Origin of the sequence: Collinsella tanakaei YIT 12063 (assembly GCF_000225705.1) — a bacterium.
GTDB classification, from domain to species: domain Bacteria; phylum Actinomycetota; class Coriobacteriia; order Coriobacteriales; family Coriobacteriaceae; genus Collinsella; species Collinsella tanakaei.
In genome coordinates, this window is sequence record NZ_JH126471.1 from 53,610 (window position 1) to 67,509 (window position 13,900).

General features: G+C 63.2%; 11 protein-coding genes. 7 read left to right on the forward strand and 4 right to left on the reverse strand.

Annotated elements, in window-relative coordinates; translation table 11 throughout:
- From HMPREF9452_RS08110 to HMPREF9452_RS08120, 4 genes are all read left to right on the forward strand, one after another.
- Nucleotides 1–223 (forward strand): biotin/lipoyl-containing protein (locus HMPREF9452_RS08110; protein WP_009141655.1); only part of this gene is annotated, 223 nt, incomplete at its 5' end.
- A 41-nt stretch (nucleotides 224–264) separates the two neighbouring features.
- Nucleotides 265–1,380, forward strand: a complete 1,116-nt coding sequence (locus tag HMPREF9452_RS08115) for a sodium ion-translocating decarboxylase subunit beta (protein ID WP_009141656.1) — start codon at nucleotides 265–267, stop codon at nucleotides 1,378–1,380.
- Between the two features lie 12 nt (nucleotides 1,381–1,392).
- A complete protein-coding gene (locus tag HMPREF9452_RS12010; RefSeq protein WP_009141657.1) occupies nucleotides 1,393–1,536 on the forward strand; it encodes an OadG-related small transporter subunit in 144 nt (47 codons plus the stop codon).
- A 58-nt stretch (nucleotides 1,537–1,594) separates the two neighbouring features.
- On the forward strand, nucleotides 1,595–2,986 hold the full coding sequence (locus HMPREF9452_RS08120) for an oxaloacetate decarboxylase subunit alpha (RefSeq protein ID WP_009141658.1): 1,392 nt from the start codon (nucleotides 1,595–1,597) through the stop codon (nucleotides 2,984–2,986).
- A 174-nt stretch (nucleotides 2,987–3,160) separates the two neighbouring features.
- Here HMPREF9452_RS08120 and pckA read toward each other — a convergent pair whose 3' ends face one another.
- Together pckA and HMPREF9452_RS08130 are read right to left on the reverse strand one after the other, a co-directional pair.
- Entirely contained in the window at nucleotides 3,161–4,744 is a 1,584-nt protein-coding gene (pckA, locus tag HMPREF9452_RS08125; RefSeq protein ID WP_009141659.1) for a phosphoenolpyruvate carboxykinase (ATP), read from the reverse strand.
- A 252-nt stretch (nucleotides 4,745–4,996) separates the two neighbouring features.
- A complete protein-coding gene (locus HMPREF9452_RS08130; protein ID WP_009141660.1) occupies nucleotides 4,997–5,806 on the reverse strand; it encodes a biotin--[acetyl-CoA-carboxylase] ligase in 810 nt (269 codons plus the stop codon).
- A gap of 188 nt (nucleotides 5,807–5,994) precedes the next feature.
- Between HMPREF9452_RS08130 and HMPREF9452_RS08135 the strand changes: the two genes are divergently transcribed.
- Entirely contained in the window at nucleotides 5,995–6,921 is a 927-nt protein-coding gene (locus HMPREF9452_RS08135; RefSeq protein WP_009141661.1) for a TIGR02452 family protein, read from the forward strand.
- 113 nt (nucleotides 6,922–7,034) lie between these two features.
- On the opposite strand, the gene HMPREF9452_RS08140 is transcribed toward HMPREF9452_RS08135, so the two are convergent.
- Nucleotides 7,035–7,904, reverse strand: coding sequence for a YaaA family protein (locus HMPREF9452_RS08140; protein WP_009141662.1), 870 nt, complete (start codon nucleotides 7,902–7,904; stop codon nucleotides 7,035–7,037).
- 126 nt (nucleotides 7,905–8,030) lie between these two features.
- On the opposite strand from HMPREF9452_RS08140, the gene HMPREF9452_RS08145 reads away from it, so the two are divergent.
- Entirely contained in the window at nucleotides 8,031–9,005 is a 975-nt protein-coding gene (locus HMPREF9452_RS08145; RefSeq protein ID WP_232205048.1) for a PfkB family carbohydrate kinase, read from the forward strand.
- A 156-nt stretch (nucleotides 9,006–9,161) separates the two neighbouring features.
- On the opposite strand, the gene HMPREF9452_RS08150 is transcribed toward HMPREF9452_RS08145, so the two are convergent.
- Nucleotides 9,162–10,553, reverse strand: coding sequence for an aminopeptidase (locus HMPREF9452_RS08150; protein ID WP_009141664.1), 1,392 nt, complete (start codon nucleotides 10,551–10,553; stop codon nucleotides 9,162–9,164).
- Between the two features lie 197 nt (nucleotides 10,554–10,750).
- Between HMPREF9452_RS08150 and polA the strand changes: the two genes are divergently transcribed.
- Nucleotides 10,751–13,567, forward strand: coding sequence for a DNA polymerase I (polA, locus tag HMPREF9452_RS08155; protein ID WP_009141665.1), 2,817 nt, complete (start codon nucleotides 10,751–10,753; stop codon nucleotides 13,565–13,567).
- The last annotated feature ends 333 nt before the right edge of the window (nucleotides 13,568–13,900 follow it).

A 13,900-nucleotide genomic window follows, 5' to 3' on the forward strand; every position in this document is an offset into this window, starting at 1 on the left:
TCCCGCCGGCGCTCACGTGCAGGGTGCTCCCATGCCCGGCACCATCTTGGATATCCATCTCAACGTCGGCGACCCGGTCAAGGCCAACCAGCCCGTCATGGTTCTCGAGGCGATGAAGATGGAGTCCGAGATCGTCGCCGAGGTCGACGGCGTCATCGCTTCCATCGGCGTATCCAAGGGCGATATGGTCAACCCTGGCGACGAGCTGTTCAGCATCGCCTAGCGCCGTTCCGTCCATCTTCTACTTGAAAAGAGGCGTGACCATTGGAAACGTTGATTGAAGGAGTTATCGGCCTCGGCGCCGAGCCGGGCCGCATCGTCATGATGCTTATCGGCGCCATCCTTATGTATCTGGGCATCAAGAAGGAGTACGAGCCCACGCTGCTCGTCCCCATGGGCCTGGGCACCATCCTTGTGAACATTCCCAACACGGGCGTTCTCATGACCGGCGGCGAGGCCGGTCCGTTTCAGGTCCTGTTCGAGGCCGGTATCGAGACCGAGCTGTTTCCGCTTCTGCTCTTCATCGGTATCGGTGCCATGATCGACTTCGGTCCGCTGTTGTCTAACCCGTTCCTGCTGCTCTTTGGCGCAGCCGCCCAGTTCGGCATCTTCTTTGTCATCATCGTGGCGGTGCTCGCCGGCTTCGATATCGCCGACGCCGCCTCGATCGGCATCATCGCCGCGGCGGACGGACCTACATCTATCTTTGTAGCGAATTCGCTGGGATCAAAATATATGGGCGCCATCATGGTCGCGGCCTACTCCTACATGGCGCTGGTCCCCATCATCCAGCCTATCGCCATCAAGGCCGTTACCACTAAAAAAGAGCGCCGGATCCGCATGAAGTACAAGCCGGGCGAGGTATCGCAGACGGCGAAGATCCTCTTCCCGATCATCATCTGCGTGGTCGCCGGCCTCATCGCCCCGGTATCCTTGCCGCTGGTCGGTTTCCTTATGTTCGGTAACCTGCTGCGCGAGTGCGGCGTGCTCGACCGCCTGTCCGTCTCCGCTCAAAACGAGCTGGTCAACCTGGTTTCCATCCTGCTGGGCCTGTGCGTCTCGGTGAAGATGGTCTATACCGACTTCCTCCAGTTCGACACCCTGCTGGTAATGGGCCTGGGTCTTCTGGGCTTTGTCATGGACTCCGTGGGCGGCGTCATGTTCGCCAAGCTGCTCAACCTGTTCCGCAAGGAGAAGATCAACCCCATGATCGGCGCCTCGGGCATCTCCGCCTTCCCCATGAGCTCCCGCGTCATCCAGAAGCTCGCTACTGAGGAAGATCCCCAGAACTTCATCCTCATGCAGGCTGCCGGCGCCAACGTTGCCGGCCAGATCGCATCGGTTGTTGCCGGCGGCCTGGTCCTTGGCCTTTTGCTTTAAGGGAGGTTTGAGATGGCTGAACTGTTTTCCGGCGACCTCGCAACAGCTTTCCAGATTCTGGTTCTTGGCTGGGGCGGCATCTTTGTTGTCATGCTCATCATCTACCTGGTGTCCATGGCTCTTTCCAAGATGTTCCCGCCCAAAAAGGACGCTTAAGGCTATTCCGTTCGTTTACGTTCGATACTCTATATAGATAGGAGGTGCGACTCATCCCATGGCACATAAGATTCGCTTTATGGAGACCATCCTGCGCGACGGCCAGCAGAGCCAGATCGCGACGCGCATGCCCATCGAGGATATGGTTCCCATTTTGGAAACCCTCGATAGCTGCGGCTACGAGTCGCTTGAGGTTTGGGGCGGCGCGACGTTCGATTCGTGCCTGCGCTTTTTGGACGAGGATCCCTGGGAGCGCCTGCGCACCATTCGCTCCCATGTGAAGAACACCAAGTTGCAGATGCTGCTGCGCGGCCAGAACCTTCTGGGCTATCACAATTATGCGGACGATATCGTCGAGTCCTTTGTGAAGAAGTCTGTTGAGAACGGCATCGATGTCCTGCGCATCTTCGACGCGCTCAACGACACGCGAAACCTTACCACCTCGATTCGCGCTGCCAAGGAGGCCGGCGGCGAGGTGCAGGCTGCGATTTGCTACACCACCAGCGAGGTCCACACCATCCGCTATTTCGTATCCCTGGTGAACGAGATGGAGCGCTCCGGTGCGGACTCCATCTGCATCAAGGACATGGCGGGCGTCCTCACGCCGGACGTCGCCTACGAGCTTGTTTCAGAGATCAAGAACGCTACCAGCCTGCCGCTCGAGCTGCATACGCACGGTACGGCCGGCATCGCCCAGATGACGCTCCTCAAGGCCGTCGAAGCGGGCGCCGACATCATCGACACCTGTATGTCCCCGCTTGCCGAAGGCACCAGCCAGCCGTGCTCCGAGTCCATGGCCATCGCGCTTGAGGGCCTGGGCTATAACACGGGCCTTGACTTGGGCCCCATGGAGGAGGTCGCCAAGGCGCTGCTGCCCGTGCGCGACGGCTTCCTGGCATCCGGCGTCCTTAATCCCAAGGTGCTGGGCGTCGACCCCAAGGCCCTGCTCTACAAGGTTCCCGGCGGCATGCTCTCCAACCTGCTCAACCAGCTGAAGGAGATGCATATCGAGGACCGTTACGGCGAGGTTTTGGCGGAGGTCCCCCGCGTGCGCGCCGATATGGGATATCCGCCGCTGGTCACCCCGCTGTCGCAGATGGTGGGTACCCAGGCGATGATGAACGTCATTTCCGGCGAGCGCTATAAGATCGTGCCGTCAGAGATTCGCGACTACGTCCACGGTATGTACGGACGCCCGCCGGTGAGCATCTCCAAGGAGATCCGCGAGAAGATCATCGGCGACGACGAGGTTATCACCTGCCGTCCCGCCGACTTGATCGAGCCTCAGATGCCCAAGCTGCGCGAGGAGATCTCGCAGTACGCCCGCAGCGAGGAGGACGTGCTTTCCTACGCCCTGTTCCCCGAGCAGGCGCGCGACTTCCTCGGCCGCCGCGAGGACCCGTTCTACGACGTCCCCGTCCAGGAGGTCAGCGTCTCCATCGACTGCTAGGATCTTGGCAGCCGGCAGTTATATTGGTTTTCTTGTAAACGCCCGTCCATCGCATGCCCGTGCGGTGGGCGGGCGTCTTTGTGCCGCTGGAGCTAACGCCGGGCCATGAAAAGAGCCCGCCTGCACGGACGGCAAGCGGGCTGAAGGGGGGCTTGTGGGGCGTGCTTGATTGCGCTAGCGCTTCAGCGTGGTAAGGTCCTCGAGCGAGGTGCCGGGGTAGCGCTTCTCGAAGTTCTCCTTGAAGAGCTTAGCGAGCTTGGCGGCAGCCTCGTCGTAGGCCTCGGGATCCTCCCAGGTCTTGCGGGGCTCCAGCAGGTCGGACGGTACGCCCAGGCACTCGCGCGGAACGTCGACATCGAAGACGTCGTCATGGCGATAGCCGGCGTAATCAAGCGAGCCGTCCATGGCAGCGCGCACCAGGGCGCGGGTGTGGGAGAGGGCGATGCGGTGGCCCACACCGTAGGGGCCGCCGGTCCAGCCGGTGTTGACCAGGTAGACGCGGGTGTTGTGCTTGGCGATCTTCTCGCCCAGCAGATAGGCGTAAACCATGTGGTCCAGCGGCATGAAAGGCTCGCCGAACAGCGCGGAGAACGTGGGTTGGGGCTCGACGATGCCGACCTCGGTGCCGGCGACCTTGGAGGTGTAGCCGGTCAGGAAGTGGAACATGGCCTCGGTGCGGTCCAGGCGCGAGATGGGGGGCAGCACGCCGTAGGCGTCTGCGGTGAGGAACAAGATGACGCTGGGGGTCTCGCCCACGCTGGGCTCGACGGCGCTGGGGATATGGGTCAGCGGGTAGCCGGCGCGGGTGTTCTCGGTGATGGAGCCGTCGGAGTAATCGGGCTCGCTGGTCTCCGGATCGAGAACCAGGTTCTCGGTAACGCACCCAAACTTGATGGCATCGAAGATCTCGGGCTCGCGCTCACGGGTGAGGTCGATGCACTTGGCGTAGCAGCCGCCCTCGATGTTGAAGATGCCGCGGGGGCTCCATCCGTGCTCGTCGTCACCGATCAGGCGACGGTTGGGGTCGGCGGACAGGGTGGTTTTGCCGGTGCCGGACAGGCCGAAGAGCACGGCGGTCTTGCCGGTGGCGGGGTCGACGTTGGCCGAGCAGTGCATGGAGAGAACGCCGTCCTCGACGGGGAGCAGATAGCTCATGGTCGTGAAGACGCCTTTCTTGATCTCGCCGGAATACCCGGTGCCGGCGACGATGATGCCCTTGGTGTCGAAGTTGAGCATGACCGCAGCGTCGCCGTCCACGCCGTCGACTTCCTTGCTGGTGGAGTAGCCGGGGGCCGCGAAGACCGTGATGTCCGGACGGCCGAAGTTGCTCAGCTCGTCCTTGGTGGGACGAACTAGCAGCTGGCTAATAAAAAGCGCCTGGCTGGCGCGCTCGCAAACAACAAGGACTTTTCGGGCGTAGGCGCGGTCGGCGCCGGCAAAGGCGCGGACAACAAAGACCTCGCGATCAGAGAGGTAGGCGGCGACGTTGTTATAGAGGCGCTCGTAGGTCTCGACGTCGATGGGGCGGTTCTGGGGGCTGTTCCAGTTCACGTTCTCGTGCGCCTTGGGGGCGTCGACGATGTAGCGGTTCTGGGGGCTGCGGCCGGTGTACTTGCCGGTCTCGCACATCAAAGAGCCGGTGTTGGTGAGAACGCCCTCGCCTGCCTTGACTGCGTACTCGGTAAGCTTTGCCGGGGACCAATCGACGTTGACCTTCTCAGAGTTGATTCCAAGATCTTTAAGTATCGTCCTGATCATTTCACTCACTCCTTGGTTGTCTTGTCCAGTGATACTCAAACGCATGGCTACCACTATGCCCTCTTCGCAGATACGCGGGACGAAAAAATCGGTCAAAGTGATGGGTTGAAACGGGCAACGGTTTACGAGACATCTGTAAAAAAATCGACTGGCCTGCAAACGTGCAGACCAGTCGATTGCTGATTTTTTTTGGCTCGCTTCGCAGCCCGATCTTTTGGCGCGATCCTGGGTCGTGCGGGGCAAATGATGTGCTTAATCGCAGGCCAGGGGCCTAAGCGACACATGGGCGGAGTCAAGCGCGAGCGTCTTGCCGTCTTGGTCCACCACTATCGCGCGGCCCCAGGGGTCGATGCCGTTAAGCGTTCCCGTGCCAAGAAGTTCGTGCTGGGGGGAAAGGACCTTGACCTTCTCGTTGCTGTATGCGACTAGACGGTTGTAATCCTCGACAATGCCAAAAAGGGGAGGGGCTCCCTCGCCTTCGCGTGCAACGACGCGTGCCCAAGACTCATAGGTTTCAAGCACGTGCGAGCGGATGGTCTTGGCGGCGTGGTCGATGTCCGGCATGGTGCAGCAGGGTGACAGCGCGTCTGCCAGGCACGTGATGGGCAGGGCTCCCTTGGTCCGGGCGCCGGCGTCTGGTAGGGAGAAGTTGATGCCGCAACCGCATACGGCGGCCATACCCTGGGTCGTCTGCACGGCCTCGACCAGGATGCCGCCCAGCTTGCCCGCGGGCGTGATGACGTCGTTGGGCCATTTAAGGGCGAGGTCGGCACAGCCCAAAGATTCAAGCGCGCGGACCACGCCCAGGCCGCAAGCTACGGGAATGCCGGGAAGCTGCGTCGGCGCAAGGGCGGGCCTCAAGAGGATGGAGAGGTATAGCCCGCCGTCTGGGGACGCCCAGTTGTGCGCTCGCCGCCCGCGACCCGCGGTTTGCGTGCGCGCCCTGATAGCCATGCCGTGCGGGGCCCCTGCGCGCGCCCGGGACATGAGCTCCTCATTGGTCGAGCCAACGCTTTCTAGGACAACAAGATCCTTGTCCGCTTGCTCGCGGGTTCGATCCATATGCGCTCCTAACGTGTTGGGGTGGCGAGTGCCTCTTTTTGGCATTGTACGCCCGGGACGCGCATGCATGCATCTGGTTAAAACGTTGGCATCTCGCACGGCGTTCACGGGTACCATGGACTGCAGTGGCGGATATGCGCGTTTACGGCGTAGGTCCGCGCGAGTAAAGGCATGAAGGAGGCTATCCCATGGCATTTGGTAACAATCGTTCTGATACGAGCCGCTCGCGCGCGGGCCGTTCCGGTGAGCGCGACAATCGCAAGGCGGAGCGCGCCCGCAAGAACGAGCTGCACACCAAGGATATGGAGGGCGCGTACGCCAAGGATATCGAGCGGTCATTCGCCGGGCTGCGCACGGTAGACGGCTCGCCCAAGGTGGAGGTGGAGGGCTGCGTGCCGTCCGTCGCCGTTATAGACCAAGACGCCGTGACCGCGATTTTGGAGAACGGCCGCGGCCGCGCCCAGTTCTGCGATATGGCGGTGCTGGACTTTGCATCCTTTACGTCGCCGGGCGGCGGCTATATCCGCGGTTCCGTGGCGCAGGAGGAGTCGCTGTGCATGGAGTCTTATCTCTACAACGTGCTTAAGCGCAAAGAGGATTGGTACGTTGAGAACCGCCGCCGCAACATCAACTGCAACCTGTACAAGAACCGTGCCCTGGTGGTGCCCGCCGTGCGCTTTGGCCGCGACCGCGTGCACGCATATGCCGACGTGCTGGTGGTGGCGGCTCCCAACGCCCGCCGCGCCCGCGAGGAGTATAACGTGGACAAGGAGGCCTTGGAGCGCGCCATGCGCGAGCGCATCCGCTTCGCCCTTTCCCTTGCCGACGAGCTGGGCCATGAGAAGCTGGTTTTGGGCGCCTTTGGTTGCGGCGTGTTTGGCTGGGATGCAAGCGTGGTGGCGGAGATGTTCCGCGAAGAGCTCGGCCTTGGCGCGCACGTGGCCAAGCAGGTGGTCTTTGCCGTGCCCAAGGGCCGTTTTGACGAGAACCTGCCCAAGTTCGCCCATGCGTTCGCAATGTTCCCGAACAAGAACCCCCAGGCGTACGCAACGCCCGTGGTGGAGGTAAAGCCCGTGGTGGAAGAGGACGAGGACGACTGGCGCAAGTATCTGTAAGGCGCCCTAGAGACAAAGATGCCAAGCATAGGGCCCCGCCTTCCCAGAGATGTAGATGGGGAAGGCGGGGCCCTTTATATTCATGGCGGGCGCGGACTCATGGATCCGTTGGCTTAGCTCTTCATGAATACCAGCGTTTGGCTGCCGCCCGCGTTTGCTGTGGGCGAGTAGTTGGACGAGAGCTGGGGCGAGAAGGCATAGCCCACGTTGAAACGGGTTAGATCCGCCGGGTCCTCTATGCGGTTCTCCGCCATCCAGCGGACCATGGAGCCGCGGGCGGTCTTGCTGGCGGTGGAGCGCTGCACGGGCTTGCCCGCCCGCAGGTCCTCGCCAAAGATGCAGGTGATGCAGCGCGAGCTCTGGTCCAGATGGGGAAGCACCGCCTTTGCGTACTCCACGCTGGCAAGGTTGACCACGCATGTGCCCGCGTGCGCCGCCGCGCCGGTTTGCGGCGGGGTTTCATCGTCCATATAACCGCAGACGGCCCGGGCAAGCGCATCTCCCCAGAAGGCGTAGAGGTTCTTGGCGCCGTCTGCGGCCAGCTTGGCGCCCATTTCAAGGCGATAGGGCTGCACGGCGTCAAAGGGTCGCACGCACCCGTACAGGCCGGAGAGAATCCACAGGTGGCTTTGCAGCCATGCGAGCGACTCTTGGTCCAGGACCTCTGGCGCCATGCTTTGGTATTGAATGCCCACGTAGGAGAACGCGGCGGGCGAGACCAGGCGGGCGAGTTCGGGATTGTTGAGGTCGCCGGCGTCCATAAGGGGTTCGAATGCGTGCAGGCGGTCGAGGTTTTGCTGCAGCAGCCTGTCGCTGACCGACCAAAGCGCCTGGAGCGCGTCCTTGCCGTCTTGATGCTCGATTTGCAAAAGGTGCTGGTGCAGCGTGGCAGTGCGCTGGGGGTAGGGCGGGATGCCCTGCGCGGCGAAGGCGCTTGCGCAGACGCGCATCTGCTTGGCAGGGGAGATGATGACTTGCAGCATGGGCTTGTATCCGTTTCGCACGAGATTTGCGTAATGGCTGGGCAGTGCCTTTGGATGGTACCATGCAGACCGTGATTGGATTTCGCCGTCGGCGGGCGGCGCGTGCGAGGAGGCACCGTGGGAAAGATGCTGTTTGTAGGGGTCACCTGCGCGGACGTGGTGATCAACGTGGACCGTCTGCCGCGGACCGCGCAAGACGTTATTGTCTACGGGCAGAAGACCATGCTGGGCGGATGCGCATTCAACGCGTTTTCTGTGGCGCACGCCCTGGGCGAGCCCGCGCTGCTGTTTAGCCCCGTTGGCACGGGCGCGTTTGGCGACTTTGTACGCAAGGGCCTTGCCGCGGAGGGCGTGCCCGTGCTGGTAGAGAACCCGCAGATGGAAAACGGCTGCTGCTATTGCTTTGTGGAGCCCGGCGGCGAGCGCACGTTCATCGCGTACCACGGGGCGGATTATCACTATGAGTCCGCGTGGTTCGATGCGCTTGATATGGACGAGGTCGACGCGGTGTATTCGTGTGGCCTTGAGATCGAGGACCCCACCGGTTCGTTGGTGGTCGAGTTCTTGGAGCGAGCATGCGCGGGCAAGCAGCTGTACTTTACTCCGGGGCCTCGTCCCGAATCGCTGCCCATGGACCTGGTGGAGCGCATCTACGATTTGCACCCCCAGTTGCATATGAATGCGGATGAGGCATGCGTAGCTGCCGCGCGCCTTACGGGTGAGGCGGATGCGTTCGCGCGTGGCGGCGCAATGGATGGGGACGCGGCGGACGGGGACGCGTCCGGCGTCGACCAGGCGGTGGTGCGGGCGGTCGCCGTGCTGCAGAAGCGCGTGGGCAACACCGTTTTCGCTACCATGGGGCCGGATGGCTGCTATTTCGATACCGGCGAGCGCCGCGGCGTGGTGCCGGGCGTGGCGGCGACGGTGGTGGACACCATCGGCGCGGGCGATTCTCATATTGGCGCGCTGATGAGCGCGCGGCACCGCGGCGAGTCGATCGAGGGCGCCCTGATGCGCGCGAACCGCGTGGCATCTGCGGTGGTGGGCGCGTCCGGCGCGCATCTGCCGCGCGAGCGCGTGGCGGAGGCTGCCGGGTATTAAGCGCGCCGCGCTTGGCGGCTATTTTTCCAGAAGAACTCGTTCAAAGATAAAACGGCCCGACCCGCAGACCGGATGCGTTGCCGGTGCAGGGGTCGGGCCGTATTCGTTGCGTCGGACGACTCCTTGCGGGGCCGTCCCCGTGGCGCTTGCGCGGCGCTAGGCGCGGGCGATAAAGGCCTTATAGCCCTTGTAGGCCTCGAAGACGTCCGCCTTGTTGGTGGCCTCCCAAAGCGCGTGCATGGAGATGACCGCCACGCCGGAGTCGATGACGTCCATGCCGTACTCGGCCAGGATATAGGCGATGGTGCCGCCGCCGCCCGCACCGATGCGACCGAGCTCGCAGGTCTGGTAGTCGACGCCCGCCTCGTCCATGATGTCGCGGATCAGCGCGAAGTACTCGGCGTCGGCATCGTTGGAGCCGCTCTTGCCGCGTGCGCCGGTGTACTTGTTGAAGCACAGGCCGTGACCCATGATGGCGGCGTTCTTCTTCTCGAAGCGGTCGGCGTAGAGGTGGTCGAAGCCGGCGGAGACGTCGGAGCTGAGCATGCGGGAGTTGGCGAGCGCGCGGCGAAGCGCCAGCGGGGAGTCCTCGCCGGCCAGCGCCATGATCTCGGCGACGGTGTTCTCGAAGAAGCGGCTGGTCATGCCGGAGGCGCCCACGGAGCCGATCTCCTCCTTGTCGACCAGCAGGGTGACACTGGTGGTCTCGACCTGGGGCACGTCGAGCTGGGCGAGCAGGGAGGTGTAGGCGCAGACGCGGTCGTCCTGGCCGTGGCCCAGAATCATGGAGCGGTCCAGGCCCATGTCGCGGGCGGGGCCGGCGGGCACGACCTCTATCTCGGCGGAGAGGAAGTCCTCCTCCTCGACGTCGTACTTCTCCTTGATGAGGTTGAGGAACATCTGCTTGACGGGCTCCTTGGCCTCTTCGTCCCCATCGATCACCACGGGGCGGCCGGCGACGATGACATCGAGGTTCTCATGCTCGACCGCCTTGCCGGCGGGCTTCTCCATCTGGTCGCTCGCCAGGTGGATCAGGAGGTCGGAGATGCAGAAGACGGGATCGGTCGCATCCTCGCCCACCACGACGTCGACGGTGGTGCCGTCCTTCTTGCAGATGACGCCGTGAAGCGCCAGCGGGGTGGCGACCCAGTGGTAGGCCTTGACGCCGCCGTAGTAATGGGTGTCCAGGTAGGCCATGTCGCCGGCCTCGTAGAGCGGGTTCTGCTTGAGGTCCAGGCGCGGGGAGTCGATGTGGGCGCCCAGGATGTTCATGCCCTGCTCCATGGGGCGGCTGCCCAGGTTGACAAGCATAAGGGTCTTGTTGTGGCTGACGGCGTAGACCTTGTCGCCCGCCTTGAGCTCGCGGCCCTGCTCGACGGCATCGGCCAGGTTGGTGTAGCCGGCGGCCTCGGCCAGCTTGATGGATGAGGTCACGCACTCGCGCTCGGTCTTGTTGTCGCTGATGAAGGCGCGGTAGCGCTCGCAGAGATCGTCGAGCTCGGCAAGCGCCGCCTCGTCATATTTCTTCCATGCGTTGGGTCGTTCCATGACGTTCCTTTCGTTCTACGCAGGTTGTGTTACCGCATGCCATGGTATCACGTGGACGCGGAGCCTTTGTGCTTTCTACCGCGGCGGGCGTATTCGCTTCGCTTGCGGAAGAGTAGGGGAGGGCGCTGTGGGATATGGCGCCAAGGGTGCCGCTCGCGTAGACTGGTGCTCAGCAAAAAGATACTAAGGAGGGTCTTATGACCGACGTTTCGACCGATGTCTCCTCGTCCACCGCATCCGCGCCCCGCCGCCGCGTGGTGGCCGTCATCGACGGCAACTCGCTGATGCACCGCGCGTTCCATGCCGTGCCGCCTACCATGAATGCTCCGGACGGGCGCCCCACCAACGCCGTCTTCGGCTTTCTCAACATGTTCCTCAAGATGGTCGACGCCTTTGACCCGGACGGCGTGATCTGCGCGTTCGACAAGGGCCGTCCCGCCGTGCGCATGGAGATGCTGCCGCAGTACAAGGCGCAGCGCCCGCCCATGGACAATGACTTGCGCCAGCAGTTTCCCATGGTCAAGAAGCTGCTCGAGGCCATCCGCGTGCCCATTGTGGAGGCAGAGGGCTGGGAAGGCGACGACATCTTGGGCACGCTCGCGCGCCGCGGCGAGGCCGCCGGTTGCGACATGCTGCTCATCACCGGTGACCGCGATATGTACCAGCTGGTCACCGACCATATCAACGTGGTTTCCACCCGCAAGGGCCTCTCTGACATCGCGATTATGACGCCGGAGAGCGTGGACGACCTCTACCATGGCATCACGCCCCAGCTGGTGCCGGACTTCTACGGCCTCAAAGGCGATAGCTCGGACAATATTCCCGGCGTGCCGGGCATCGGTCCCAAAAAGGCGAGCGCGCTGATCGCCCAGTACGGCAGTTTGGACGAGGTCATCGCCCATGCGGACGAGGTCAAGGGCAAGATGGGCGAGAACCTGCGCGCCCACATCGAAGACGCCCTGCTCTCGCGCGAGGTGGCGCGTATTCGCACGGACGCCCCCATCGAGATGGATTTCGATACGCTCGCGTTTCCCGCCTACGACGCGCAGTCCGTGGGCGAGGGTCTGGGCGAGCTGGGCATCATGGCCATGCAGAACCGCTTCCTGGCGCTGCTTGGCGAGGGCGCTGCCGCGGCGGCGGACGCTGCCCCGGCGTTCGAGATGCCCCGCGTGGTCGCGGTCGCGCACGCAGAGACGGGCGAGGGCGTTTCCGAGGCTCTGGAGGAGGTCGCCCGCGCCATCGAGGCGGGCGAGTGGCTCGGCGTCACCTTGGACGATGACAAGGATGAGGACGCGCTCTTTGGCATGACGCGCGCGCTGTGGGTGGCCACCGCCTCCGGCATGGTCTGTTTCGAGGAGCCGCAGACCGCGGGTGCGTGCGCTGCCTGCGTCGACGCTGCCGACAAGAATGGTGTTGACGCGTCGCGCGGCCTTATCAACGGCGTGCTCGTCCACCTGTTCACGCGCGCCCTTGTCTGCTCGCCGGACGTCAAGGCGCTCATCCACCAGCTGTCGCCCATCGACTCGACGGAGCCGGAGCTGATGGATCCGCTGGACGTGGACTCCGATCGCGTCTTCGATACCACGGTCGCCGCCTACCTGCTCGACTCCATCCGCTCCGAGTTCGACGCAGCCTATCTGGCGGATACCTACCTTTCCTCCGGCCTGCCCGCCGCGCGCGGGGAGGACGGTGCCGCCGAGGACGCGCCTACGGCGGCCGCGCGCTACGCGGCGGTGTCGGTCGCGGTGCGCGAGGCGCTGCAAGCGGCGATGGAGCGCGATAGCGACATCGACGTCTTCACCCAGATAGAGATGCCGCTTGTTCCGGTGCTCGCTGGCATGGAGCGCGCCGGCATGCTGGTGGATCCCGATCGCCTGAAGGCTTTGTCCGACCAGCTTGGCGGGCAGATCGACGCTCTGGCCGCGCGCATTCGCGAGCTCGCCGGCGACGAGACCTTCAACATCTCCAGCCCCATGCAGCTCTCGCACATCTTGTTCGACGTGATGGGCCTGCCCACCAAGGGCCTCAAGAAAACGCAGCGCGGTTACTACTCCACCAACGCCAAGGTTTTGGACGAGTTCGCCCGCGACAACGAGTTTGTCCGCCTGGTGTTGGAGTACCGCGAGAAGACCAAGATCAAGTCCACCTACTTGGATGCCCTGGGCCCGCTGCGCCGTTTAGACGGCCGCGTGCACACCACCTACAACCAAACCATCACCGCGACGGGCCGCCTGTCCTCGTCCAGCCCCAACCTGCAGAACATTCCTACCCGTTCCGAGTTGGGGCGCACGGTGAAGACGGCGTTCTCCGCGGGCGAGGGCTCCGTGCTGCTGGCGGTTGACTACTCGCAGATCGAGCTGCGGCTGCTGGCGCACCTTTCCGGTGACGAGCATCTGGTGGCGGCTTTCAACGAGGGCGAGGACTTCCACGCCGAGACCGCCGCGCGCGTCTTTGGCGTGCCGGTGGACCAGGTGACTCCTGCGCTGCGAAGCCGTGCCAAGGCGGTCAACTTCGGTATCGTCTACGGCCAGCAGGCGTACGGCCTGTCGCAGACGCTCGATATTCCCATGGGCGAGGCGCGCGAGATGATCGATCGCTACTTCGACGCGTACCCCGGCGTGCGCGCCTATCTTGACCAGACCATCGCCGATGCCAAGGCGACCGGTTATGCCGTGACCATGTTCGGCCGTCGCCGCCCCATCCCCGAGCTCAAGATGAAGAATCCCGTGCAGCGCGGTTTTGGCGAGCGCACCGCTATGAACCACCCTATGCAGGGATCTGCTGCGGACATCATCAAGATCGCGATGATTCGCGTGGCCGCGCGCTTGCGCGATGAGGGCATGGCCAGCCGCATGGTCCTGCAGGTGCATGACGAACTTGATTTCGAATGCCCTCTGGACGAGGTCGAGAAGCTCACCGCTTTGGTTCGCGACGAGATGGAGAACGTGGTGAAGCTGCGCGTGCCGCTGATTGCCGAGGCCTCTACGGGCGAGACCTGGGCGGACGCCAAGTAGCACCCGGTAAGTAATACGTGGGGCGGGAGGTCCCCTTCCCCTGGAGTATGCGCTTCGCGAAATACTCCAGGGGAAGGGGACCTCCCGCTTCTTGCATCTCTTTGGGTGTTGTGTGGCTGCGCACGGGCTTGTGCGGGAGCGTGGCAGCGCGCGGCAGTGTGCGCGACGGCATCCCGCAGTTTTCGACGAAGTGGGCCGATTTCAAAGTGGCCAAAGTAGTTCGTTTTAATACATGTATTGAAACGGGCCGTTATAGGCGTCCGAAATGGTTCTTTCTAATACCGGAATCGAAATCGGTATTATCCTGTGCCACTTTTTTCAGAAAAAGTGGCA

Bases quoted from the DNA above. Each gene is read 5' to 3' on its own strand.
- HMPREF9452_RS08140 (WP_009141662.1), bottom strand. From the start codon at position 7,904: ATGCTGCAAGTCATCATCTCCCCTGCCAAGCAGATGCGCGTCTGCGCA.
- HMPREF9452_RS08130 (WP_009141660.1), bottom strand. From the start codon at position 5,806: ATGGATCGAACCCGCGAGCAAGCGGACAAGGATCTTGTTGTCCTAGAA.
- pckA (WP_009141659.1), bottom strand. From the start codon at position 4,744: ATGATCAGGACGATACTTAAAGATCTTGGAATCAACTCTGAGAAGGTC.
- HMPREF9452_RS08120 (WP_009141658.1), top strand. From the start codon at position 1,595: ATGGCACATAAGATTCGCTTTATGGAGACCATCCTGCGCGACGGCCAG.
- polA (WP_009141665.1), top strand. From the start codon at position 10,751: ATGACCGACGTTTCGACCGATGTCTCCTCGTCCACCGCATCCGCGCCC.
- HMPREF9452_RS08135 (WP_009141661.1), top strand. From the start codon at position 5,995: ATGGCATTTGGTAACAATCGTTCTGATACGAGCCGCTCGCGCGCGGGC.
- HMPREF9452_RS08150 (WP_009141664.1), bottom strand. From the start codon at position 10,553: ATGGAACGACCCAACGCATGGAAGAAATATGACGAGGCGGCGCTTGCC.
- HMPREF9452_RS08145 (WP_232205048.1), top strand. From the start codon at position 8,031: ATGCTGTTTGTAGGGGTCACCTGCGCGGACGTGGTGATCAACGTGGAC.
- HMPREF9452_RS12010 (WP_009141657.1), top strand. From the start codon at position 1,393: ATGGCTGAACTGTTTTCCGGCGACCTCGCAACAGCTTTCCAGATTCTG.